Source organism: Acinetobacter tianfuensis, assembly GCF_003611465.1.
Classification (GTDB): Bacteria; Pseudomonadota; Gammaproteobacteria; order Pseudomonadales; family Moraxellaceae; genus Acinetobacter; species Acinetobacter tianfuensis.
This window is the reverse complement of sequence record NZ_RAXV01000030.1, coordinates 26707-48554: the sequence shown is the minus strand read 5'-3', so window position 1 is coordinate 48554 and position 21848 is coordinate 26707. Positions and strand designations below refer to the sequence as shown.

The following is a 21848-nucleotide window of genomic DNA, read 5'->3' as shown; positions in this document are numbered from 1 at the left end:
ATATTCCTTTGCTTATTATGTTGTTCTCTATCCCAAAACTTACTGCTTTGGTATAAGGTACTTCTGTACATTATTTAACTAGCATACTGAATACAAGGTTGGAAAAAGGTTGGTTGAGTGACGGTTAACAACCTCTAGACAAATAATTAAAAGGCTAAGACTAGCAATGACGGAAAGCAGGCATAGTCATAGCCGAAATGCTTAAGGATGATCGGATGCAGAATTTAGCAGAAAAAAGAAAGAAAATAGAACAGTTTAGGCAGAACAGCAGTTTATCTCCTGTGCATGCTGAACTGCTCGGCCAAAGCATACTCAGTTCATGGCAGCGTTCTAACGTTGCTAAAATTCCAAAAGACCGTTCAGCTGCGCCTTTGCGGCCAGCTGCACAGCAGACACCAAATGCCTTGCAATATGCTTTAACCCGCTGCGCTGATGATTTAAAGCATATTGCGCAGCAGTCTTCGATGGTTGTTGCGGTTGGAGATATTGGAAGTACAATTATTTGGAGCGCTTCCAGCCGGCAGATGCAAAGCGCAGCAGAAAGTGTGCATTTTATGCAAGGCGGACAATGGAAAGAGGAATTGGTGGGCACAAACGCGCTGGCGCTGTCACTGAAAACCCAGCAGTCCAGCTGTGTATTTTCTAATGAACATTATATGGCATCTATCCATGACTGGGTGTGCTATGCAGCGCCGATTATTGATCCGCATTCTAAACAGATTGTAGGCGTCATTGACTTGTCTACGACATGGAAAAATCATAATAGTTTAGGACTGCTGGCTGCCGAGCGCTGTGCTTCGATTGTGCAGGCGGCTTTGCTGGAGCAGCATCAGCAGCAGCTGTATATTCGGGCGTTTTCTGCATCGCAGGTGCTGTTTAATGGCAAAGTGCTGGTGATGACCCCGCGTCAAATAGAAATTTTAATTATTTTAGCACTGTGCCCGCAAGGCATGACTTTAGATACTTTGCACCAAGCGCTGTATGGCGAGCGAAAAGTCAGTGTAGGCACATTAAAAGCGGAAATGTCTCAGCTGCGGGATGTGCTGGGCGGCATGCTGGGGTCGCGTCCATATCGTATTTTGGCCAATGTTGAAGCAGATTTTTTGCAAATAGAACAAGCTTTGGATGCAGGCTACATTGAGTCTGCTTTAAAACTTTGTTCGGGCATATTTTTAAGCAAAACAGAAAGTCCATTTTTATGCGCTTGGCGTGACTGCTTGGAATCACGTCTCAGTGATGCAATTTTCAAAGCTAATGATGCGGATGTTCTGCTGCGCCATGTAGCGCATTTTCCTGAAGCTATTGATGCTGTTGAACGTCTGATTGAGTTAATGCCGCAGGAGCATCCGACATATCAAATTTTGCTGAAGCAAAAAAAATACGGCAGCTGAGGCAACACTGTTTAAACGGTATTGGCTTGGTTTGGGCTTATTTTTATTTTGAAAATGGCATCATGAAAGAGATCTATCACATCTGCATTAGTCTTGAATAAATTCAAGATATTAGACTGGATTTATAACCCAGCAGCTCATTCAGTTGAAGTGATTGAAGAGCGCTAATTTTACCATTTTGTGCAAGAAAGCCGGGTCAAACGTTTACAGGAGTGACCGCAGGGGATGGTGAACTAAAGCGAAATGGTCAAACCGCAATTGACTCTCACTGGAATATGAAAAATTAATCATTATAAATGAAATTAAATCAAATGCTTATAGATGGTAGGTCTTTGGTAGGTGCATTTTTTTAAAGCGCTATTTAATACTCATTTTAGGGTAAGCATTACCCATAACAATGACGACAAATAATGGTAGAAGGAATCGCACCATGGCTTTTAAAAATATTGCAGATCAAACGAACGGTTTTTACATCCCTTGCGTATCGCTATTCGGTCCAGGCTGCGCTAAAGAAATTGGCGCAAAAGCGCAAAATCTAGGCGCGAAAAAAGCGCTGATTGTAACCGATGCAGGCTTATTCAAATTTGGTGTAGCGGACACCATCGCAGGCTATCTTAAAGATGCGGGTGTAGACAGCCATATTTTCCCAGGCGCAGAACCGAACCCAACCGACATTAATGTGCATAACGGAGTCAAAGAATATAATGACAACGGATGCGACTTTATTGTGTCGCTTGGCGGCGGCTCTTCCCATGACTGCGCTAAGGGTGTTGGCTTAGTTACAGCAGGCGGCGGCCATATCCGTGATTATGAAGGCATTGACAAAAGTACTGTGCCAATGACTCCGCTGATTGCGATTAATACTACAGCAGGTACGGCATCGGAAATGACCCGTTTCTGTATTATCACCAATACAGAAACCCACGTTAAAATGGCGATTGTTGACTGGCGCTGTACTCCGCTGATTGCGATTGATGATCCAAAACTGATGATTGCAAAACCGGCAGCGCTTACTGCTGCAACGGGTATGGATGCATTGACACATGCGGTTGAAGCGTATGTCTCTACAGCGGCGAATCCAATTACGGATGCTTGTGCAGAAAAAGCAATCAGCATGATTAGCGAGTGGCTTAGTCCAGCAGTCGCAAATGGTGAAAATCTTGAGGCGCGTGATGCCATGAGCTATGCGCAATATCTTGCAGGTATGGCATTTAACAATGCTTCATTAGGTTATGTGCATGCTATGGCGCACCAGCTGGGAGGTTTTTACAACTTGCCGCACGGTGTCTGCAATGCAGTATTGCTGCCGCATGTTTGCGAGTTCAACCTCATTGCTTGCCCTGACCGTTATGCACGTATTGCGCAATTAATGGGTGTAAATACAGACGGTCTGACTGTAAATGAAGCAGCCTTTGCCGCTATTGATGCTATTCGTGAACTTTCAGCATCGATTGGCATTCCGTCTAATTTGTCTGAATTGGGCGTGAAAGAGCAAGACTTGGGCGTTATGTCTGAGAATGCGCAGAAAGATGCCTGCATGTTGACCAATCCGCGTAAAGCAACACATGCTCAAGTCGTTGATATCTTTAAAGCTGCGTTAAAGTCTAATGCTTAAGCATCAGATTTGAATTAAGTTATTTAGGTGTTATTCAACTTAATTTCAATACCTTAAGTGGTCTTAGTGCTGAATAATCCTTAAAGCAGGGTTATTCAGGCTCAACTGAAGCGATGTCACATGTTATGCGGCAACTTAACATTTATTTCAGGAAAGATGGCTAAGGAAAGGCCACTTTCATACTAAGATCACTCTTTTTATTCCAGTCAAGATTTACCGTTCTATTGGTAAATATCAATGATGAGTTTTACTGTCTTTCTGCCAATTTAGTCATTGAGCCTGAGGTGTCTTAACAGACAGATTTCGGGTGATATTGACGCTATTTTTCTATATATTTATGAGATGGCAATTAAAAATTAAAATTATTCTAAATCCCTTATTTTCAAAGGGAACTTTCGCGAAGCACTTGACCGTTTCTTCCTTTTAAACGGTGAGCCATTTCTGGTGCATGAGGAAGGATTAATAAAATAAATTAGTAGAATAAAAGTGAAACCCTACAATAAAAAATTAAAACTAGCCTCACGTGACTTACGTAATAACATGACTGATTCTGAAAAGTTACTGTGGGCAAAACTCCGCAATAAGCAAATTTGCGGGCTTCAATTTTATCGGCAGAAACCAATTTTAAATTTCATTGTGGATTTTTACTGTCCATCTGCAAATTTGGTGATTGAGTGTGATGGTAGTCAGCACTATACGCCTGAAGGATTAGAAGCCGATCGAGTTCGAGATGAAGCTTTAGTTCAACTTGGGCTAAAGGTGCTGAGGTTTGATAATGGGCAGGTGATGGGGGCGATTTATGGGGGAAGTAAACTGCAGTAGTATATTAGAGTTCCAATTATTAGGAAAATGTGGTATTTATTGATAAAGATATTTTCTTATTAATATATTGATTTTTATGAATTTTGACTCAAAAAATATTTTATTATATTTAACTGAAGATTTTGCTTTTGGGGATATTTGGGAAGCTGTGTTAGCAGCAATAATAATAGCTTTCTTATTTTTTCTAATTAGAGAAAAGTTATTTGGTATTCCAGATTTTTCTGGCCAATGGTACTTGAGGTCAAAAACAGATGAAACGGCTTATAATCCCTATAAAAACATGGAGCTTCAACATAATCTTTTTTTAAGACTTGAAGGTAGTAATATTCGAGGGGCATCTGAAAAAGTATATGAAGATTCAAGTTATGGCAAAAGAGCAACACATTCTCGACATATTTTGAAATATACAGGTAAACATAGGGCTCGAGCTCAAATTGAAGGGTCAATTCAAAAAAATATTTTTGGGCCAGATATATTAACCATACATGCGACTGAATATGGTGAGAAGAGACAATCTACTATTTATTGTCGCTTTGAATTAAAGAAATTTTTTTTCTTTATTAGTAATAGGAAGGCAATTATGTTTGATGGAGACTTTTATTCTATGGTTGCTGACCAAAGAGGCAGTGTCTGTCTATCTAAAGTTCCTTTTAATCAATCTATTGCTGGAATTAAAGGTAAAGTATGAAAGTAATGTACTTCTTTTTAACGATACCTTTTTATTTATTGATGAAATTATTTTATAAATTAAATTTGGATAACTTCCAGATTGATTTTGTAAAATGTGAAAAAAATTTGAAGAGTGTCCAACAATTACTTGATGAGGAAATAATTAACATTTTATTCATTGCTGAAGATCATCGAGTTTTGAGGCATTTTGGTATTGATCATTATGCAATGTTACGTGCTATTTACTATACGAAGTTTAAAAATCAATTCCAAGGAGCTAGTACGATTGCGCAACAATATGTCAGGGTAATAACTCAAAGATATGAAAGAACATGGAAAAGAAAGTTAAGAGAGCAATTATTAGCAATTTTAATTTCTCACAAATTTAGCAATCAACAAATTGCCACAGCCTATCTTAAAATTGCTTTTTTAGGATCGGATATGGACGGATTAGACCATTATTTAAAATGGAAGAAAGTTAATCATAAATTAAGTACTTCTGAAAAAATAGAAATTGTAGCTAGATTGAAGTATCCAGAACCATTAAATAATAAAGAAATATGGCGATCTAAAATAAAAATCAGGGTTAGTAATATTTCCTGTAAGTTAGCCACACACAACGCATCCTCGTTGAAGGGAGGAGCTGTCACGTAATTCATTTGATACGTGAAAGTCCCCCTTTGAAAAAAAGGGGGAAACTATCGAAATTAAAAAATCAAGAAACCGAATCATCCAAGTTTGGTGCTAACCAACGCTTCGCTTCATCCAAAGTCCAGCCCTTTCGCTTTGCATAATCCTCAAGCTGATCTTGAGCAATTTTACCCACGTTAAAGTATTGGCTTTCAGGGTTTGCATAATAAAAACCGCTGACACTTGAAGGCGGCCACATTGCAAAACTAGAAGTTAACTCAGTACCAATTTTAGCTGTTGAACCTAACCAATCAAACAAAGACGCTTTTTCCGAATGTTCAGGACATGCAGGGTAACCTGGTGCAGGGCGAATCCCGACATACTTCTCTTTAATCAACTCTTCATTTGAAAGTTGCTCATTTGCCTGATTGCCCCAGAACTCTTTACGAATGCGCTCATGCAAATGCTCTGCAAAAGCTTCAGCAAAACGGTCACCTAAAGATTGTGCAAGAATGGCAGAATAATCATCACCCTTAGCTTTAAACTCATGCGCCATTTCTTCCGCACCGAAGATTGACACCGTAAAGCCACCTAACCAGTCTTCAGCTTGATCTTTCGTTGCAACAAAATCAGCCAAAGACAAGTTTGGTTTACCTGTGACTTTGTCCGACTGCTGACGAATATGATGGAAGGTATGTGTAACCGATTGACCATCTTCGTTATAAACTTCAACAGAATCTGCCGCAGAACGGTTGGCAGGGTAGATACTGAACACGGCACGGGCATCAAAGCGTTTATTTGCAATAATGTCTTTGAGCATGTCCTGCGCTTGATTATACAAATCAGTCGCTGCTTCACCGACCACTTCATCGGTTAGAATAGCAGGGAACTTACCCGCCAGACTCCATGAAATAAAGAATGGCGTCCAGTCAAAGTATTCCACCAAAGTTTCAAGTGGATAATTGGTCAGGGTTTGCGTACCAATAAAGTTTGGCTTCACAGGTTGATTCGCTGCAAAGTCAATTTTCAGACCATTTTCAATGGATGCTGCATAAGTCAGCTTGGCAGCTTTTGGCTGTTTATTGGCAATACGTTCACGCACTTTTTCATATTCGGCACGGGTTTCTGCTACAAACTTTGGCTTCATCTCTTTAGAAAGTAAAGTTGTTGCCACACCCACCGCACGAGAAGCATCGGCAACGTAAATCACCGCATCATTTGAATATTGCGGATCAATTTTTACCGCAGTATGCGCTTTAGAGGTTGTTGCTCCACCAATTAATAACGGAACATTGAAACCTTTACGCTGCATTTCTTTGGCAACAAACACCATTTCATCCAAAGATGGTGTGATTAAACCTGATAAACCAATAATGTCGACTTTTTCATCAATTGCCGTTTGTAAGATTTTTTCCGCAGGCACCATCACGCCAAGGTCAATGATGTCATAACCATTACAACCTAAAACCACGCCGACGATATTTTTACCAATGTCGTGTACGTCGCCTTTTACGGTTGCCATCAGGACTTTACCTTTAGACTGACCGCCTGATTTTTCCGCTTCAATGAACGGGTTTAACCAAGCTACGGCTTGTTTCATCACACGTGCAGACTTCACCACTTGCGGTAAGAACATTTTGCCTGAACCGAACAAGTCACCAACCACGTTCATGCCGTCCATGAGTGGACCTTCAATTACATCCAATGGGCGTGCCGATTTTAAACGCGCTTCTTCAGTATCTTCATCAATAAAGGTGGTGATGCCTTTGACCAAAGCATGTTCAAGACGTTTTTCAACAGGTTGATTACGCCACTCAAGGTCTTCAACTTGTTTTTGTGCAGCACCTTGACCACGGTATTTTTCCGCCACTTCAAGCAATTTTTCAGTCGCTTCCTGATGACTTTCACCTTGATTTTGGTTCAGGATGACATCTTCCACCGCAGCTTTTAGCTCTTTATCAATATCATCGTAAATTGCCATCTGACCTGCATTCACGATCCCCATGGTCATGCCTTGTTGAATGGCATGGTAGAGGAATACCGAGTGAATCGCCTCACGTACAGGCTCATTACCACGGAAAGAGAACGATACGTTCGATACACCGCCTGAAATCATGGCATGTGGCAGATTTTGTTTAATCCAGCCTGTTGCTTCAATGAAATCAACTGCATAGTTATTATGTTCTTCAATCCCTGTTGCAACCGCAAACACGTTCGGGTCAAAAATAATATCTTCAGCAGGGAAGCCAACATCATTGACCAACACATCATAAGAGCGTTTACAGATTTCTTTTTTACGCGCTGCAGTATCTGCCTGACCATTTTCATCAAATGCCATGACAATGACAGCAGCACCGTACTGACGGCATAAACGTGCTTTTTCGACAAACTCGTCATAGCCTTCTTTTAAGGAAATCGAGTTGACGACAGCTTTACCTTGCACGCATTTCAGACCTGCTTCAATGATTTCCCATTTAGATGAGTCAATCATGATTGGCACTTTAGAGATTTCAGGTTCAGAGGCAACCAGATTCAGGAAATGTACCATCGCCCCTTGCGAGTCGAGCATCCCTTCATCCATGTTAATGTCGATCACCTGCGCACCTGCAACCACTTGCTGTAAAGCCACATCCAGTGCTTCGGCAAAGTTTTCTTCACGGATTAAACGCAAGAATTTTTTAGAACCTGTGACGTTGGTACGTTCACCAACATTGACAAATAATGAGTCAGCGGTGATGTTGAACGGTTCTAAACCACTTAAACGGCAAGCAGGTTTGGTTTCAGGAATCTGACGTGGCTGAATGTCTTTAACCGCATTATAAATGGCACGGATATGATCAGGCGTCGTACCACAGCAACCGCCTGTGATATTGATCAGACCGCTTTCAGCAAATTCTTTTAAGAATGCCGCAGTTTGTTCAGGAGTTTCATCATACCCGCCGAAAGCATTTGGCAAGCCAGCATTTGGATGTGCAGAAACAAAAGTATCCGCTACATCGGCAATGGTTTTAACGTGTGGACGCATTGCATCTGCACCGAGGGCACAGTTAAAACCAATCGACAATAAATCGCCGTGACGTACAGAGTTCCAGAACGCTTCCGCAGTCTGACCTGTCAGTGTACGACCTGAAGCATCGGTAATCGTGCCTGAAATCATTAAAGGCAATTCATGGCCAATCTGACGGAATACTTCTTTGACTGCAAAAATCGCAGCTTTACAGTTTAAGGTATCAAATACGGTTTCAATCAGGAGAATGTCTGCACCGCCTTCAATCAGGGCATGTGCAGCTTCTATATAGTTTTCTTTCAGTTCATCAAACGTAATGTTACGGAATGCAGGGTCATTCACGTTTGGAGAAATGGAACAGGTACGTGATGTTGGCCCTAAAACACCTGCCACAAAACGTGGTTTATCAGGCGTTGAATATTTTTGGCAAGCTTCTTTGGCAAGACGTGCCGCTTCACGGTTGATCTCTGGAACTAAATCTTCCATATGATAGTCTGACATCGAAACACGTGTGCCGTTAAAGCTGTTGGTTTCAATGATGTCAGCGCCTGCATCCAAATAGGCTTCATGGATGCCTTGGATAATCTGCGGTTGGGTCAACACTAAAAGGTCATTGTTGCCTTTGAGGTCAGATGCCCAGTCAGCAAAACGCTCACCACGGTAGTCAGCTTCTTCAAGTTTGTGACGCTGGATCATGGTTCCCATGGCACCGTCAATAATCAGAATACGTTTGGCAAGAAGCTCTTTCAGGGTGGTAAGCGTGGACATAAATCAACCCAATCCGATGGAATATGAAATCGGCGAATATATTAGCAGAATTCAGTTCATTTTTACTGATATTCAGCTTATTAACTGCGGCTGCAGTATGAAATTCAAGCAAGCCGCTCTGCATAACGCTTTGAATATACAGTTATTCATGATTCATTGAATTGTCATATTGATACTGTAGTCTGCTCTGTCATGACAGCTGTACGGCTTTGGCTATGTCATATTTCACGGCTTGTAACATTATTCAAAATCATGCATTTATTCATCAAAGGAGATGCAGCTGGGGTTCTAAGTTTATGATTTGTATTAATTAAACAGAGTGTTTTTGTCAAGATTTACAGGGTTTTTTCTGCAAATAAAGTATGAAATATTGCTTTATCTGGCACCGCTTTGTCATATAATTGTCACAATTTAACTGAACAATATGGGGATTCTTAAATCCTCCATTCCTGCTTGCATGAATTCTAATCAAACTCCCGTAGAATCAGCACAACAGTCGGCTGCTCAGTCGACCAATGTTCATGTGCCAACACCGAAATTTTTTATGCCGGTATTTCTTACGGTTATTATTTCAACGCTTATTTATATTGGCTTTCAATTGACGGCCGATTTAGCGCATGTTCCAGCACTTAGCTTATACACATTAATCTTGCTGGGAACGGCTTTATTTATTGCGCTCGGTTTTGAATTCGTTAACGGTTTCCACGATACAGCAAATGCTGTAGCAACAGTGATTTATACCAATGCTCTTTCAGCGCCCGTGGCGGTGATGTGGGCGGGTTTCTGTAACTTTCTGGGCGTAATGGTTGCCAGCGGCGCTGTCGCCTACGGCATTATTGCTTTGCTTCCAGTCGAGCTGATTATGAATGTCGGCTCCGGAGCAGGCTTTGCCATGGTTTTTGCCATGCTGATCGCTGCCATTTTATGGAACTTAGGAACTTGGTTTCTAGGCATTCCGGCTTCAAGCTCACATACTTTAATCGGTTCGATTTTAGGCGTGGGTATCATGAACTACCTTTTGAATGCAGGCAGCGGCGCATCTGGTGTGGACATGGACCAAGTGTTAAAAGTGGGTAAGGCTTTGCTTTTCTCTCCTTTAATTGGTTTTGCATTTGCTGCGCTATTGTTCTTATTGGTTAAAAAAATCTTTAAGAAACAAATGGAGCTGTTCCAGCCGCCAGAAGGCAACAAGCCGCCGCCGCCGCTGATCCGCGCAATTTTGATCTTTACCTGTACAGGTGTAAGTTTTGCGCATGGCTCAAATGACGGTCAAAAGGGCATGGGCCTGATCATGCTGATCTTGATTGGCTGTGTACCGCTGGCGTATTCACTGAACAAAAACTTGGATCATCAGCATATTCAGTCTTTCCATCAGTTATCCGCGCAAACAGCGACGGCGATCTATGCACAGCATGATGATATTACTGATGAGAAAGCGCGTGAAGTGATTACGGCTTATATCCAAACCAAGGAAATTACACCTGAAGTTGTGCCTGCATTGGCGAGCTTGACGGATCATCTTGGTGAACGTGTAGGCCAATATGGCGACTTGAAAGATATTCCAGAAACTGAAGTATCTGCACTGCGTAATGATATGTACTTAAGCACTACCGCTTTCAAACGCTTAGACAAAGCTGAGCAGCTGCCAGCGATGACTGAAGCGCAAGAGAAGTCAGTCAAAGAGTACCGCAGCAATCTTGACTCATTCTTGCAGTATATTCCTACATGGGTCAAAGTGGCTGTTGCTCTAGCGCTTGGCTTAGGCACAATGGTCGGCTGGAAACGTATTGTGGTGACAGTCGGTGAGCGTATTGGTAAAAATCATATGACTTATGGCCAGGGAATGTCTGCTGAGCTTGTGGCAATGACAACGATTGCAGCGGCTGACGGTTTCGGTATGCCGGTATCGACTACACACGTACTGAACTCTGCTGTTGCAGGTACGATGGTTGCCAACAAATCAGGCCTGAACTTTGCTACTGTCCGCACGATTTTATCTGCTTGGATCTTTACATTGCCAGCAACCATCTGTTTGTCTGGCGGTTTGTACTGGTTATTTCTTAAAGTCTTTTAATTGATTTTAAGATTCAAAAAAACGCTGCTTCGGCAGCGTTTTTTAATGTGTGCAGATTAAGTCTTTGCGGGTTTGGCTTAGGCTGGCAGCATCAATATATGCCAATAAAAAAGCGATGCTTCAACTAAAGCATCGCCTAAAATAATGCGGGGAACTGGGTTTATTTTTGTAATTTGCTGAGTACTTTAGACAGCGGCAATTTGTCATTGGCAAAGCCGTAAAGGGCTGCAAAAGGCAGGGCTGTACGCGCTAAATAAGCTACACGCCATAAACCGCCATGATTTGCCCCGTGCATCATCAGTTCCAGCGGATGCTCCAGTTTAACTTCTGGATTTGCAGCAGACTCGGGGTTGCGTAAGTCATGCACCCATAGCGCGGCCATAATCGCATTGGTGGTTTCAGGGCTGAAAGCTTCCACATCAAACAGGCTGGCGCCATTAAATGCAGCTTTCAGCAGCGGATTTTTGGTGACAGAGTGTGTCGTAGTAGACGGCGCAATATTAATGCTGACACGCTGTCCATTTTGACGGGCCAAGGTTGCGCGCCATTGCTGAATACGTTTAGCCAAAGCATAGTTCGGACCTTGTTCGACCACTAAACAATCCGCTACACCATAAGATTTACCATTGCTGGATGCAATAAGGCGGTGCGAATTTTGTTTAAAGAAGTAGTTGCGGCTCAGCTTAGATAAACTGCCGCTGATCATCTGCTGCGCTTTAGAGCGGTGCTGGAATTTATATTGTGAGGCTTCAATGACCTCTTCTGGTACGGCATACACATCTGTTGGCGTGCACATGTACATCAGGCTGGTATCTGGCTTCTGCGCGCTGACGTATTGCATAATGGCATCCATTGCCATAGAAACGCGCACATGTTTTTCACCGTCTAAATAAGCAATGGCTGCCAAATCAAGCTGGTGTTCGCTTTGGATCAGCCATTTTGCAATTTCAGGAATTTGCGTCAGTAGGTTTGCGCCGAGTTTTTCTTTTAATTCAGCCTCGCTGGCATCTGCTGTCAGCGGTTCAGTGCATGGCGCATACAGGGTGGCATTGCCTTGCTTGACCGTATCCAAAATTTTGCCCCAAATACGGCTATTCGGCAGATCCACAGCAGCAATATTGGCTTTCCATTTGCATAGCCAAGTCAGCGGGCCAGCCTCAGAAGCCGCGCCAAACAGCACGACAGTACGGTCAGACAAGTCAAACCATTCAGGATGAGATGCAGCAGCCCGCAGCGCATCTGCATGGCTGGCTTCAACCGTGCCTTCATCCTGCCATTTTTGGATTTGTTTAAGCAGCGCTTCACCTTGCAGTTTCTGACCGCGGTATGGCACATACCATTCAGGTGCGGCATCACTTTCGCCTGTTAAATGTATGGTATGCAGCTGCTGAGCTTCTAAATCCATGACATCTTTCAGTAAATGTTTTTGACCTTCACGGTAGAACTCAAAACTGTGGTGCGCTTTATTTAAACCAGCTTCTGCAATTGCAATAGGCGTAACGGCATCGGCAATACCGTGTTCAACTAAAGCTTTAAAATATTTAGGGTATTGTTTACGCCAATTTTTTTCTTGTTTGACCTGTACTGCCAGCGCATGATCAGCGCTGGCTAAAGCTTCTGCAATAATTTCACGTCCAGCTTTAGAGGTGCTCGGTTTTTGCTGAGCGGCAGAGGATGGGAAATGTAGACCTTCGAGAGTGCTGGACATGCAAAATATCTCACTTCATTTTGATATTAATATACGGTTGTATACATTATCTATGCCAAATTAGATTCAGTCTTGGCAGAAAGTACCAATATTTTGCAAAAATATATTTCTAGATATTTCATGAAATAAAGAACATATGGCTGCAGTATTTTATTGAATAGATTCAATTATATTTAAAAAAATATATGAAAAAACGGACATCTATTTGATATAAATCTGAAGAATTGCCTATTTAGAACTGTAAGAACGGTTACTGAAGTTGGCTAAAATGACAGCAAAAAAACAATAAAGTGTGATTTAAGTCACATAAATATTGCGCTACAGTAAATACTCGCAAACATGAAATGAAATTCTGGGGTGGGGTGTGGCTAAGTCTAAAAATGCGTATTTATTCAGCGCGCACAAATCTAACTTCCCGTCAGCTGTATTTTCAAGCTATGCGCAAGCGCGCGCTTGGATTGAAGGAAATCATTTAAGCGGTATTTTGATGGAATATCCGCAAGACCAAAGCTGTTATGACTGGGCAATAGCTCAAGGCCATTTTAAAGATAAGTCTGCAATTGACCGTGCGCCGGTTTTTATTGCTAAGTTTGTGTCTGCATATCAGCAGAATTGGCACTTTGAACATGGTGAGCTGCTCGAACATATTGACGTTTAAAGCAGCGCGGCTTTATTTCATATGGCCATACGCGATGCGCTCAGAAAAAAGGGATTCGATTGAATCCCTTTTTATTGGCTGATGATGTGCCGCTGATTATAAATATCTTAGAAAGGCAGCTGCATCAGCTGATGAAAGAAGTGAGGCAATACACGCGGTTCGATAATGATGGTCATAATGACACCATAAGCGGCTCCCCAAAGGTGCGCGCTATGGTTAATGTTGCTGTTATTGCGTTTTCCAGACCAGATGCTGTAAGCCACGTATAGAATCGCAAAAATAATTGCAGGCACGGGGATAAAAAACACAAAAATCAGTTTCCAAGGCTGGAACAGAATGTAGGCGAACAGCACGGCAGAAACCGCGCCAGAAGCGCCTAAGCTTGCCCAGCGGTGGTCATTTTGATGCTTTAAATAACTAGGAATAATCGCAGCGATTAAACCGCCCATATAAAACAGCACAAAGCCTAATTCATATAAGTACTGACGGTAAAATTGCTCAATAATGCTGCCGAAGAAAAAGAGGGTAATCATATTGAACAGCAAGTGTGCGCCGTCGGCATGAATAAAGCCGTGTGTGATGAAGCGGTCATATTGGCCTTGTTTAATTGCAGGCGGCCAGAAAATAAGGCGGTTCATGACTTTTTCATTTTGAAAGGCAATAAACGAAATAATCACTGTAATCAAAATAATCGTCACAGTATGGTTAAACGGCAAGTCCAGCATCTGTTCAGTTCAGTATGTTCAATATTTGATTGAATAATGCCATTAAATGCAGTCAGAGAGTGAACTTTAAATATAAATCCGACAATTTTGGTTGATTTTTTTCTAATGAACCGCATCTTCAGTTAAAATAGCAGATTCAGCATGAGGAAATTTTGTTATGTCCACTGAGAATACCAGCACTGCAGCCGCAGAAGAGATTCCAAACTTATTGATTACACCCAATGCGCAAGAGTACTTGAGAGATTTATTGGCGAAGCAGAACACGCCAGGCATTGCTGTACGTATTTTTGTTGAAAATCCTGGTACGCCGCGTGCTGAATGCTGTATGGCTTATAGCGCACCTGAAGAAGTGGTACCTACAGATTTCAAACAAGACTATCCAGATTTTCCAGCTTACGTTGATACACCGTCTATTCCGTACTTGCTGGATGCCGTGATTGACTACAATAAAGACCGTTTTGGCGGTCAGCTGACTTTCCGTGCGCCAAATTCTAAAGTGCCGCGTGTAGGGCCGGATGCTTCTGTTGAAGAACGCATTACTTATGTGCTTCAGTCTGAAATTAACCCAGGCCTTGCAGGCCATGGCGGCAACTGTGCTTTAGTTGAAGTTGTAGAAGATGCTGAACATGGTTTAACCGCTGTGCTTAAGTTTGGCGGCGGCTGCCAAGGCTGTTCATCAATTGACTTAACGCTTAAGCAGGGCGTAGAAACAACATTGAAACAGCATGTGCCTGAATTGATGCGTGTTGTGGATCAAACAGATCACAGCAACACCGAAGGCGCTTATTTCAAATAATTGCCCCAAATAAAAAAGCCGCATCATGCGGCTTTTTTATTTGATCTGATTTAAAAATAAATGAATAAATATCAAATACTTTTTTTATAGCATTAAATATAAAGGATACTTGTTAACAAAGGTGCTAATGAGAATGATTATTGAAATTAATTGCAATATTATTTATTAAGGTTACAATGCGCAACATAATCTTCAAGATTCATCCATAACTTAGCCACTTTGGAAATTGCCAAATGACCAAGCACTTAATTCAGACAACTCTCACTTTATCTATTTTAGGGGCAATTGCAGGGGTAACTCATGCAAATGAGCTGCAGCCAGAAACTGCTGCAGAAGCGACAAAGCTGGAAACTATTGTAGTAACGACTGCTGGCGGTTTTGAGCAAAATATTGCAGATGCGCCTGCTTCTATTTCTGTGATTACAGGCGAAGAATTACAAAAAAAATCATATACCGATGTGATTGATGCCGTAAAAAATATGCCGGGCGTATCTGTACAAGGCGGCGGCAATAACAAAGAAATCACCATTCGCGGCATGGGAGCAAGCTATACGAAATACCTTATTAACGGCCGTCCTGTCAGTGCAGGAAGAACAGTTAACGGCAATGGTACGGATGGCGGTAAAATTGGCGCATATTTGCCGCCAATTGATATGATTGAGCGCATTGAAGTTGTACGCGGGCCAATGTCATCATTGTATGGCTCCGATGCAATGGGCGGTGTGATTAATATTATTACTAAAAAAGCATCATCTGCAGATTGGCACGGCAGTATTTCTCCTGAATACACAAAATCGGATAATGACTATGCCAATGACAGTTATAGTGTCGGTTTCTATGCTGCTGGACCATTAATTAAAGATAAATTGTCATTCAGCTTGGATGGTGTTCTGCAAGGCAATGACGAAAGTGATTATGTCGGCGGTGAAGGGCAAAAATCGGGTTCAAGCGAGTCTGAGAAAAAAATTAAAAAGCTGGGTACAGAATTAGTTTGGAATGTTGATGAGCACAATGATATTGGCCTGCGCTATGACTTTTCAGGGCAGCAATACACAACCACATTAGGTAAAAGTGTGGGAGTTGCGAGCCAAGCATCAACCAATGAAAATGAAAAAGAGATGTATACCTTAACGCATAAAGCGAATTACGATACATTTACTCTCGATTCATACTACCAAGATGAAACAACTAAAAAAATCTACAGCGGCGCTGTTGCAGATCAAAAACAGGAAGATTTAAAAGTATTTAATACGCAAGGCACAGTTTTCTTGGGGAATCATACTTTAACGGTTGGCGGTCAATATCAAACAGAAAAAATTAAAGATACGACGAACGGTTTAGCAAGCGTGACAGGCATTACTGAGCTTGACCGTTGGCTATTTGCCTTATATGCAGAAAATGAATGGAACATTACCGATGATTTCGCTTTAACACTTGGCGCCCGATATAATAATGATGAATATTTTGGCGGTGAAATTACGCCGCGTATTTATGGTGTTTACCATTTAAATGATGCCTTAACTTTAAAAGGCGGGATCAGTACGGGTTATAAACAGCCAACTATTAGCCAAATTTCTGAAGGTTTTGGCAGCCGTACAGGTAAGGGCAGTGGTGTTATTATTGGCAACCCTAATCTATCCCCTGAAAAAAGTACCAGTTATGAGCTAGGCTTTAACTTCTCAGATCCTGCTTTGGGTTTAACGACAAGTTTAATGGTCTTTAAATCGGATTTTGAAGATAAAATAGTTGAAGACCGCTTATGTGAAACTCCTGGAACAACAAATAGTTCTCCTGTTGAAGATTGGAAATGTTCGGCGAATGGCAAACCATACCGTTTTGTTAGCCAAATGAAGAACGTGGCTGAAGCTGAAATGAAGGGCGTTGAATTTACACTGGATTATGATTTGCTGGATAATTTAAGTGTGGGTACAAGTTATACCTACACGAAATCTGAGCAAAAAAGCGGTGAGTTTAAAGGGCAGCCTTTAAATAAAATGCCAAAACACATGCTGAATGTCGGTTTGGATTATGACGTTTCAGAGCGCTGGAATACATGGGTGGACTATAACTACCGCGGTAAAACCAGCGACTATCTAAGCCGTACTGCAATGGATAGCGGCACCCCAGCGTATGGCACATTTGATGTTGGTGCGGTTTATCAGGCCAGCGAAAAACTAAACTTGACGGCGGGTGTTTATAACCTTGTGAACAAAGAAATTACCAATAGCGAATATGATATTGTGCTGGATGGCCGCAGATATACGGTTGGCATGAATATTAAATTCTAATCTGAGGAAGTAAAAAAGCCGCTATTCGCGGCTTTTTTTACATTGGCTTTTAAGTTGGAAGCTTTAAAATTTCCAAAGTTGAATTTTGATAATAGAATGATTCTAAATAGGCGCGTGCACGATTGCGCAAGTATCCGCTTTGAATCAGCTGCTGAATAATAGGATTGAGCAAGTTTTGCAATTCATGCTGTATCAGTGTTTCATCGATATTCAAATCACGCAGCAGCAAGTCAAAGGGCCGTTCAGCATTACGTGCGTACCATGCATAGACGCCATCATGCACTTGCTGTTTCATATAGCCACTTTGACGGATAAAGTCCCAAATTTCAGCACCCATAGCGACTGTTTGCGGCAAGTCCTGAACTTCAATATAGTTTTTCAGCACCGAAACTGGCATCGCTTTAATTTTATGCCATAAATTGGCTTGAAAGTGGTACAGCTTTTGGTCATCAAAGTGCTGATTTAAAACGGTTTCACTCATTTGACTGAGCTTTAAAATATTCTTTTGCAGATATTTAGCAACCGCATCATCCAAATTGGTATCGGTGACATTTTCCAGGACAGACTTGCCCATTTTCATAAAACGCGAAACGCCGGGAACACTTTTGGCAATCACAGAGTTATCTAAATAGTCTTGAATTGAATGCTGAATCAGCTGAGTAATCATGGCTGAAAAGGCAGGGTTATTCACCATAGTTTTGATTAGACGCTGACGGTGGCCGCTTTTGCTTGCAACATATTGCGCAATTTTATCAATGGTCATGACAGGAATAATATCTGCAATTGAGGTGCTGTCATTCGCAGGGTGAATCAGGGCAAATTTAATATGTTCCGCAATTTGCTCAATCAGAAAGCCGCTGGCAGGCGTTTGCAGAATTTGCTTTTGAATTAGGGCATTGATTTGTTCAAAAGACCAAATTTGCTGCAGCTGCTGCTTACGGAACCACTGATAAAAATTTACAAATTCTGTTTCAACAGTATGGGCGTCTAAAAATGATTGATCTAAAAAATTAAGATGAGCGTCAATGAGCTGCTCAATCATGGGATGCTTTTGCATACTGTCCTGCAATGATTAATTTAACGGAATCAGTTTATCCGCTAAAGGGTTCTTAAATTTTTGGCTTTTTGCAAGGAATGGCAAATAATGATCTGCAACCTCCTGTTCGGCCTCTAATATCGGCATATGGCCGACATTATTTAGAATGACAGGAGCTGCAGCGCGTTTCAATAACGATTTTAATTCATTTGCTGCTTCAACGTTAATAATCTTGTCTTGCTTGCCCCAAAGAATTAGAGTTGGCGCTTCGACATTGCGCGTTAAACGCGCGAAACTGTCTGGCGTATAAATACGGTTTAGGGTAATGATTTGCTCAATCATTTTTTGTATTTGCGGCGACTGTGCAATCAGCAGCTTTTCCTGTGCGCGTTTTAATTTTAAAGGCACTTGCGGCGGCTGCTGCATCAGCTGATGGCTGACTTCATCTAAGTCGCCGGGTTTAGAAACGATCAGGTTTTTTAAGTAATACGGGTCTTTGGTGTAGGCGGTATTGGCTTGTTTATAGATCCCAGCACTGTTCAGTAAAAATAAGCTTTGTGTATCAAATGGGTATTGTGATGCATAGAGCGTTGCAATAGAACCGCCTAGTGAATGTCCTGCAATATTCAGTTTATCTTCTATATCAATAGCGATCGCAAATTGGCGCAGCTGTTCTGTGACATTGGGTACAGAAATATCAAAATCGGCGGGAATTTTGGTATCACCATTGGTCGGCAGGTCTGGAATAATCACATGATAATCAGGGGTAAGAAAATGCGCGACACGATTCCAGTCGTCACGGCTGCCAGCTAAGCCATGAATGAGCAAAATAGATGGTTTTGTGCGTGAACCGCCTTCGTTATAGCTCCATGTTACATTGCCGACTTGAACAGTTTTGGCTGTCAGTCCAGCCGCTTTACGCTGTTGGCCAAGATAATCTTGCAGAATAACAGGCGGTTTTAACGCAGATGGGGTTGGCGAGGCTGCATAACTGAATGCGCTGCATACAATTGCGCAGCTTAAACTGGCAAATTTAAGCAATTTTACAGCCGTCAATTGCAGTCCTTTCATTGACAGTTTCCCCTGAAATTTAAACAAAACTATTATCTTCTAATATTGGTATAGTCCGGCATCAGATCATTGTCCTGAGGGCATTCGATCTGATTTATATTTTAGAGAAATTGATTTATTTGTCACGATTTTGTTGCTGGAACAGCATATTTTATTTCAAATGAAATGTGATGGTGTTCTTATTTTTGCGGTGAAGATTGGCGCTTTAGCTGTTTTGTTTTTGGGCGCTATGTAATATGTTCCATTGTAAGACTTATCATTTGCATGGGGCAATCTGGCTGTGAACCCGCTGTACTGTGTCTTTTAGCAGCCAGCCTGAAGGAAGGAATGTGCATTTTTTGTAAGGAATACGAGAAAGAAACAGATAAATTTTCATGACTATTGTTTTTGCAAGTGACATTCATTTATTGCGGCATTAAAATATTGCAACTTCAAATAGGGTAGAAGAACATGCTAACAGCAGCAGAAGCTTTAGATCGACTAAAAAAAGGCAATGAGCGCTTTGTCAATGGACAAACCCAGCATCTTAAGCTTTTAACGCATCAAGAGCGTGCAGAAATGGCGGAAAGCCAAGAGCCGTTTGCCATTGTATTGGGCTGTTCAGATTCGCGTGTTCCAGCAGAAATGGTTTTTGATCAGGGCTTGGGCGACTTATTTGTGATCCGTGTTGCAGGAAATATTGTTGCGCCTTCACAAGTCGGCAGTGTTGAGTTTGCGGCTGAAAGTTTTGGCTGTCCAGTTGTGATTGTTTTAGGACATACACATTGCGGCGCGATTCATTCAACAATTGAAGCGCTTAAAAATCCAGATGCGCCATCCTCTGCAAATCTGATGTCTATTGTGAACCGTGTACGTCCATCAGTAGAAATTTTAATGCAAACTGAATTGAAAAATGATTTAGATAAACTTTCTATGCATGCAGTACGTTCGAATGTATTTGCTTCTGTAAACCAGCTTCGTCATGGTTCTGCTGTTTTGGAAAACTTAATTGCAAAAGGCCAGTTGAAAGTTGTCGGTGCTGAATATTCGCTGGAAACAGGTGAAGTAACGTTCTACGATTTTTAATCTTGTTTTTATCAAAAAGCCAGCTTAAATCAGCTGGCTTTTTTTATTGCGCTACAGCATTTTTTGCGTACATTATTTTTGCCAGCAGCAGAAGCTGTTCAATTGGATTGCATGGTTTTTTGAGGCAGGCATTTATAACGTGCTTTTGATAATAGGGTAAGCGTGATCCAGTATTTTGGGCTGGGCTTTGGCATTCGGATGAATTTGGTCGGCCTGCATTAAGCTTTTATTGCCAGCAACGCCTTCAAGAAAAAAGGGCAGCAGTTTGACTTTATACGTTTGGCTGACGGTTTTGTAATTATTCTCAAATGCTTTGCTGTAAGCAGTGCCATAGTTTGGCGGAATTTTCATGCCGAAAACAATGACTTCAGCTTTGGTCTTCTGACTTTGCTGAATCAGTTTTGCCAGATTGCTTTCAATCATTTTTGGCGGCTGTCCGCGCAGGCCATCATTGCCGCCCAGTTCAATGACGACGATATGCGGTTTATGCGTTTGCAGCAGTTTAGGCAGGCGCGCTAAAGCGCCGCTGGTGGTTTCACCGCTGACACTTGCATTGACGACTTTATGCTGTTTCGGATACTGTTGGTCTAAGCGTTTTTGCAGCAAATTTACCCATCCTTGCTGAGGCTGCAAGCCATAGCCGGCACTTAAGCTGTCACCCACAATCATAATTGTTTTGGCGCTCGCAAGCATGGGGGTAAGACTCAGGCTGAGCAGCGCAAAGCCCAGTACCAAACTAAATTTTTGAGTATGTTTTTGCATACGATTCTGAATATATGTCCGCATATTAGGAAAATTATGAGCCAACCGACGACTGATAAATCCATCATGCCACAAGCCATTATTTCTGCACAGCAATTGACACAAAAGATAAACTTTGCACAAAAAGAATTGAGCATTTTTGAAAATTTAAACATTGATATTTACGAAGGTGAACAGGTTGCAATTACTGGGCGCTCTGGTTCGGGAAAATCAACTTTACTGGGTATTTTAGCCACGCTGGATCGGGCCAGTTCAGGCCAGCTGCAAGTTTGCGGCGAAGCGATTGAACAGCTGAATGAAGAGCAGCGGGCAGTGGTGCGTTTAAAACATATTGGTTTTGTTTTTCAGTCTTTTCAGCTGCTGCCGCATCTCAGCGCTTTAGAAAATGTCATTTTGCCTTTACGCCTGCAGCCGAATTTTCAATTTGCAGATGCGGAACGCAAAGCCTTAGCCTTGCTGCAAACAGTCGGGCTGGAACGTCAAGCTGCGCAAACGCCGAAAGTATTATCTGGCGGTGAGCAGCAGCGGGTGGCTATTGCGCGGGCTTTAATCAGCCAGCCTAAAATTATTTTTGCTGATGAGCCGACAGGCAATTTGGACGGAGCGACAGCTAAAGAGATTGAACAGCTGCTGTTTCAGCTGAACCGTGAATTAGGCACGACACTGATTTTAGTCACGCATGATCCGAAATTGGCGGCGCAATGTCAGCGTCATTTTGAGCTGGCAGAGGGTCAGCTGATTGAGCTGAGCCGCGGAGGCTGAA

Annotated in this window: 17 protein-coding genes; 11 read left to right on the top strand and 6 right to left on the bottom strand. The window is 42.0% G+C overall.

Features of this window, described 5'->3' with window-relative positions; all coding sequences use genetic code 11:
- Positions 1 to 215 precede the first annotated feature (215 nt).
- The 5 genes from D7V32_RS12975 (at position 216) to D7V32_RS12955 (ending at position 5151) form a co-directional block, all read left to right on the top strand.
- Positions 216 to 1391, top strand: coding sequence for a sigma-54-dependent transcriptional regulator family protein (locus D7V32_RS12975; RefSeq protein ID WP_171407661.1), 1176 nt, complete (start codon positions 216 to 218; stop codon positions 1389 to 1391).
- Positions 1392 to 1821: 430 nt separating this feature from the next.
- Positions 1822 to 3006 carry an iron-dependent methanol dehydrogenase gene (gene mdh / locus D7V32_RS12970; RefSeq protein ID WP_120403271.1) on the top strand — a complete coding sequence of 395 codons (1185 nt, stop codon included), beginning with the start codon at positions 1822 to 1824 and terminating at the stop codon, positions 3004 to 3006.
- A gap of 486 nt (positions 3007 to 3492) precedes the next feature.
- Positions 3493 to 3828, top strand: coding sequence for an endonuclease domain-containing protein (locus tag D7V32_RS12965; RefSeq protein ID WP_120403270.1), 336 nt, complete (start codon positions 3493 to 3495; stop codon positions 3826 to 3828).
- 76 nt (positions 3829 to 3904) lie between these two features.
- Positions 3905 to 4516 carry a hypothetical protein gene (locus D7V32_RS12960; RefSeq protein ID WP_120403269.1) on the top strand — a complete coding sequence of 204 codons (612 nt, stop codon included), beginning with the start codon at positions 3905 to 3907 and terminating at the stop codon, positions 4514 to 4516.
- Positions 4513 to 5151, top strand: a complete 639-nt coding sequence (locus tag D7V32_RS12955) for a transglycosylase domain-containing protein (RefSeq protein WP_120403268.1) — start codon at positions 4513 to 4515, stop codon at positions 5149 to 5151. Before D7V32_RS12960 ends, D7V32_RS12955 begins: the two co-directional genes overlap by 4 nt.
- Before the next feature lie 61 nt (positions 5152 to 5212).
- Here the strand turns inward: D7V32_RS12955 and metH are convergent, their stop codons facing one another.
- A complete protein-coding gene (gene metH / locus D7V32_RS12950) occupies positions 5213 to 8902 on the bottom strand; it encodes a methionine synthase (protein ID WP_120403267.1) in 3690 nt (1229 codons plus the stop codon).
- Between the two features lie 457 nt (positions 8903 to 9359).
- Here metH and D7V32_RS12945 point away from each other — a divergent pair, with 457 nt between their 5' ends.
- Positions 9360 to 10976: an inorganic phosphate transporter gene (locus tag D7V32_RS12945; protein ID WP_120403266.1), complete on the top strand. Its 1617-nt coding sequence runs from the start codon at positions 9360 to 9362 to the stop codon at positions 10974 to 10976.
- A 160-nt stretch (positions 10977 to 11136) separates the two neighbouring features.
- Here the strand turns inward: D7V32_RS12945 and D7V32_RS12940 are convergent, their stop codons facing one another.
- Positions 11137 to 12684, bottom strand: coding sequence for a hypothetical protein (locus tag D7V32_RS12940; RefSeq protein ID WP_120403265.1), 1548 nt, complete (start codon positions 12682 to 12684; stop codon positions 11137 to 11139).
- Positions 12685 to 13048: 364 nt separating this feature from the next.
- Between D7V32_RS12940 and D7V32_RS12935 the strand changes: the two genes are divergently transcribed.
- Positions 13049 to 13342, top strand: a complete 294-nt coding sequence (locus D7V32_RS12935) for a DUF7710 domain-containing protein (RefSeq protein ID WP_120403264.1) — start codon at positions 13049 to 13051, stop codon at positions 13340 to 13342.
- Between the two features lie 107 nt (positions 13343 to 13449).
- Here the strand turns inward: D7V32_RS12935 and D7V32_RS12930 are convergent, their stop codons facing one another.
- Positions 13450 to 14067 (bottom strand): rhomboid family intramembrane serine protease, encoded by a 618-nt coding sequence (locus tag D7V32_RS12930; RefSeq protein WP_120403263.1) that lies wholly within the window; start codon positions 14065 to 14067, stop codon positions 13450 to 13452.
- A 157-nt stretch (positions 14068 to 14224) separates the two neighbouring features.
- Between D7V32_RS12930 and nfuA the strand changes: the two genes are divergently transcribed.
- Positions 14225 to 14863 (top strand): Fe-S biogenesis protein NfuA, encoded by a 639-nt coding sequence (nfuA, locus tag D7V32_RS12925; RefSeq protein WP_120403262.1) that lies wholly within the window; start codon positions 14225 to 14227, stop codon positions 14861 to 14863.
- 233 nt (positions 14864 to 15096) lie between these two features.
- A complete protein-coding gene (locus D7V32_RS12920; RefSeq protein ID WP_120403261.1) occupies positions 15097 to 17151 on the top strand; it encodes a TonB-dependent receptor domain-containing protein in 2055 nt (684 codons plus the stop codon).
- Between the two features lie 49 nt (positions 17152 to 17200).
- Here the strand turns inward: D7V32_RS12920 and D7V32_RS12915 are convergent, their stop codons facing one another.
- Both D7V32_RS12915 and D7V32_RS12910 read right to left on the bottom strand, forming a co-directional pair.
- Positions 17201 to 18208: a hypothetical protein gene (locus D7V32_RS12915; protein WP_120403260.1), complete on the bottom strand. Its 1008-nt coding sequence runs from the start codon at positions 18206 to 18208 to the stop codon at positions 17201 to 17203.
- 15 nt (positions 18209 to 18223) lie between these two features.
- Entirely contained in the window at positions 18224 to 19258 is a 1035-nt protein-coding gene (locus D7V32_RS12910; RefSeq protein WP_120403259.1) for an alpha/beta fold hydrolase, read from the bottom strand.
- 450 nt (positions 19259 to 19708) lie between these two features.
- Between D7V32_RS12910 and D7V32_RS12905 the strand changes: the two genes are divergently transcribed.
- Complete coding sequence (locus D7V32_RS12905) at positions 19709 to 20323, top strand: carbonic anhydrase (protein ID WP_120403258.1); 615 nt, start codon at positions 19709 to 19711, stop codon at positions 20321 to 20323.
- A gap of 132 nt (positions 20324 to 20455) precedes the next feature.
- On the opposite strand, the gene D7V32_RS12900 is transcribed toward D7V32_RS12905, so the two are convergent.
- A complete protein-coding gene (locus D7V32_RS12900; RefSeq protein ID WP_213072553.1) occupies positions 20456 to 21085 on the bottom strand; it encodes an arylesterase in 630 nt (209 codons plus the stop codon).
- Between the two features lie 36 nt (positions 21086 to 21121).
- On the opposite strand from D7V32_RS12900, the gene D7V32_RS12895 reads away from it, so the two are divergent.
- Entirely contained in the window at positions 21122 to 21847 is a 726-nt protein-coding gene (locus D7V32_RS12895; protein WP_120403256.1) for an ABC transporter ATP-binding protein, read from the top strand.
- The last annotated feature ends 1 nt before the right edge of the window (position 21848 follow it).

Excerpts from the sequence above, each read along its gene's own strand:
- D7V32_RS12930 (WP_120403263.1), bottom strand. The coding sequence starts at position 14,067 with ATGCTGGACTTGCCGTTTAACCATACTGTGACGATTATTTTGATTACA.
- D7V32_RS12945 (WP_120403266.1), top strand. The coding sequence starts at position 9,360 with ATGAATTCTAATCAAACTCCCGTAGAATCAGCACAACAGTCGGCTGCT.
- D7V32_RS12895 (WP_120403256.1), top strand. The coding sequence starts at position 21,122 with ATGAGCCAACCGACGACTGATAAATCCATCATGCCACAAGCCATTATT.
- D7V32_RS12975 (WP_171407661.1), top strand. The coding sequence starts at position 216 with ATGCAGAATTTAGCAGAAAAAAGAAAGAAAATAGAACAGTTTAGGCAG.
- metH (WP_120403267.1), bottom strand. The coding sequence starts at position 8,902 with ATGTCCACGCTTACCACCCTGAAAGAGCTTCTTGCCAAACGTATTCTG.
- D7V32_RS12915 (WP_120403260.1), bottom strand. The coding sequence starts at position 18,208 with ATGCAAAAGCATCCCATGATTGAGCAGCTCATTGACGCTCATCTTAAT.
- nfuA (WP_120403262.1), top strand. The coding sequence starts at position 14,225 with ATGTCCACTGAGAATACCAGCACTGCAGCCGCAGAAGAGATTCCAAAC.
- D7V32_RS12920 (WP_120403261.1), top strand. The coding sequence starts at position 15,097 with ATGACCAAGCACTTAATTCAGACAACTCTCACTTTATCTATTTTAGGG.
- mdh (WP_120403271.1), top strand. The coding sequence starts at position 1,822 with ATGGCTTTTAAAAATATTGCAGATCAAACGAACGGTTTTTACATCCCT.
- D7V32_RS12900 (WP_213072553.1), bottom strand. The coding sequence starts at position 21,085 with ATGCAAAAACATACTCAAAAATTTAGTTTGGTACTGGGCTTTGCGCTG.
- D7V32_RS12960 (WP_120403269.1), top strand. The coding sequence starts at position 3,905 with ATGAATTTTGACTCAAAAAATATTTTATTATATTTAACTGAAGATTTT.
- D7V32_RS12940 (WP_120403265.1), bottom strand. The coding sequence starts at position 12,684 with ATGTCCAGCACTCTCGAAGGTCTACATTTCCCATCCTCTGCCGCTCAG.
- D7V32_RS12955 (WP_120403268.1), top strand. The coding sequence starts at position 4,513 with ATGAAAGTAATGTACTTCTTTTTAACGATACCTTTTTATTTATTGATG.
- D7V32_RS12905 (WP_120403258.1), top strand. The coding sequence starts at position 19,709 with ATGCTAACAGCAGCAGAAGCTTTAGATCGACTAAAAAAAGGCAATGAG.
- D7V32_RS12910 (WP_120403259.1), bottom strand. The coding sequence starts at position 19,258 with ATGAAAGGACTGCAATTGACGGCTGTAAAATTGCTTAAATTTGCCAGT.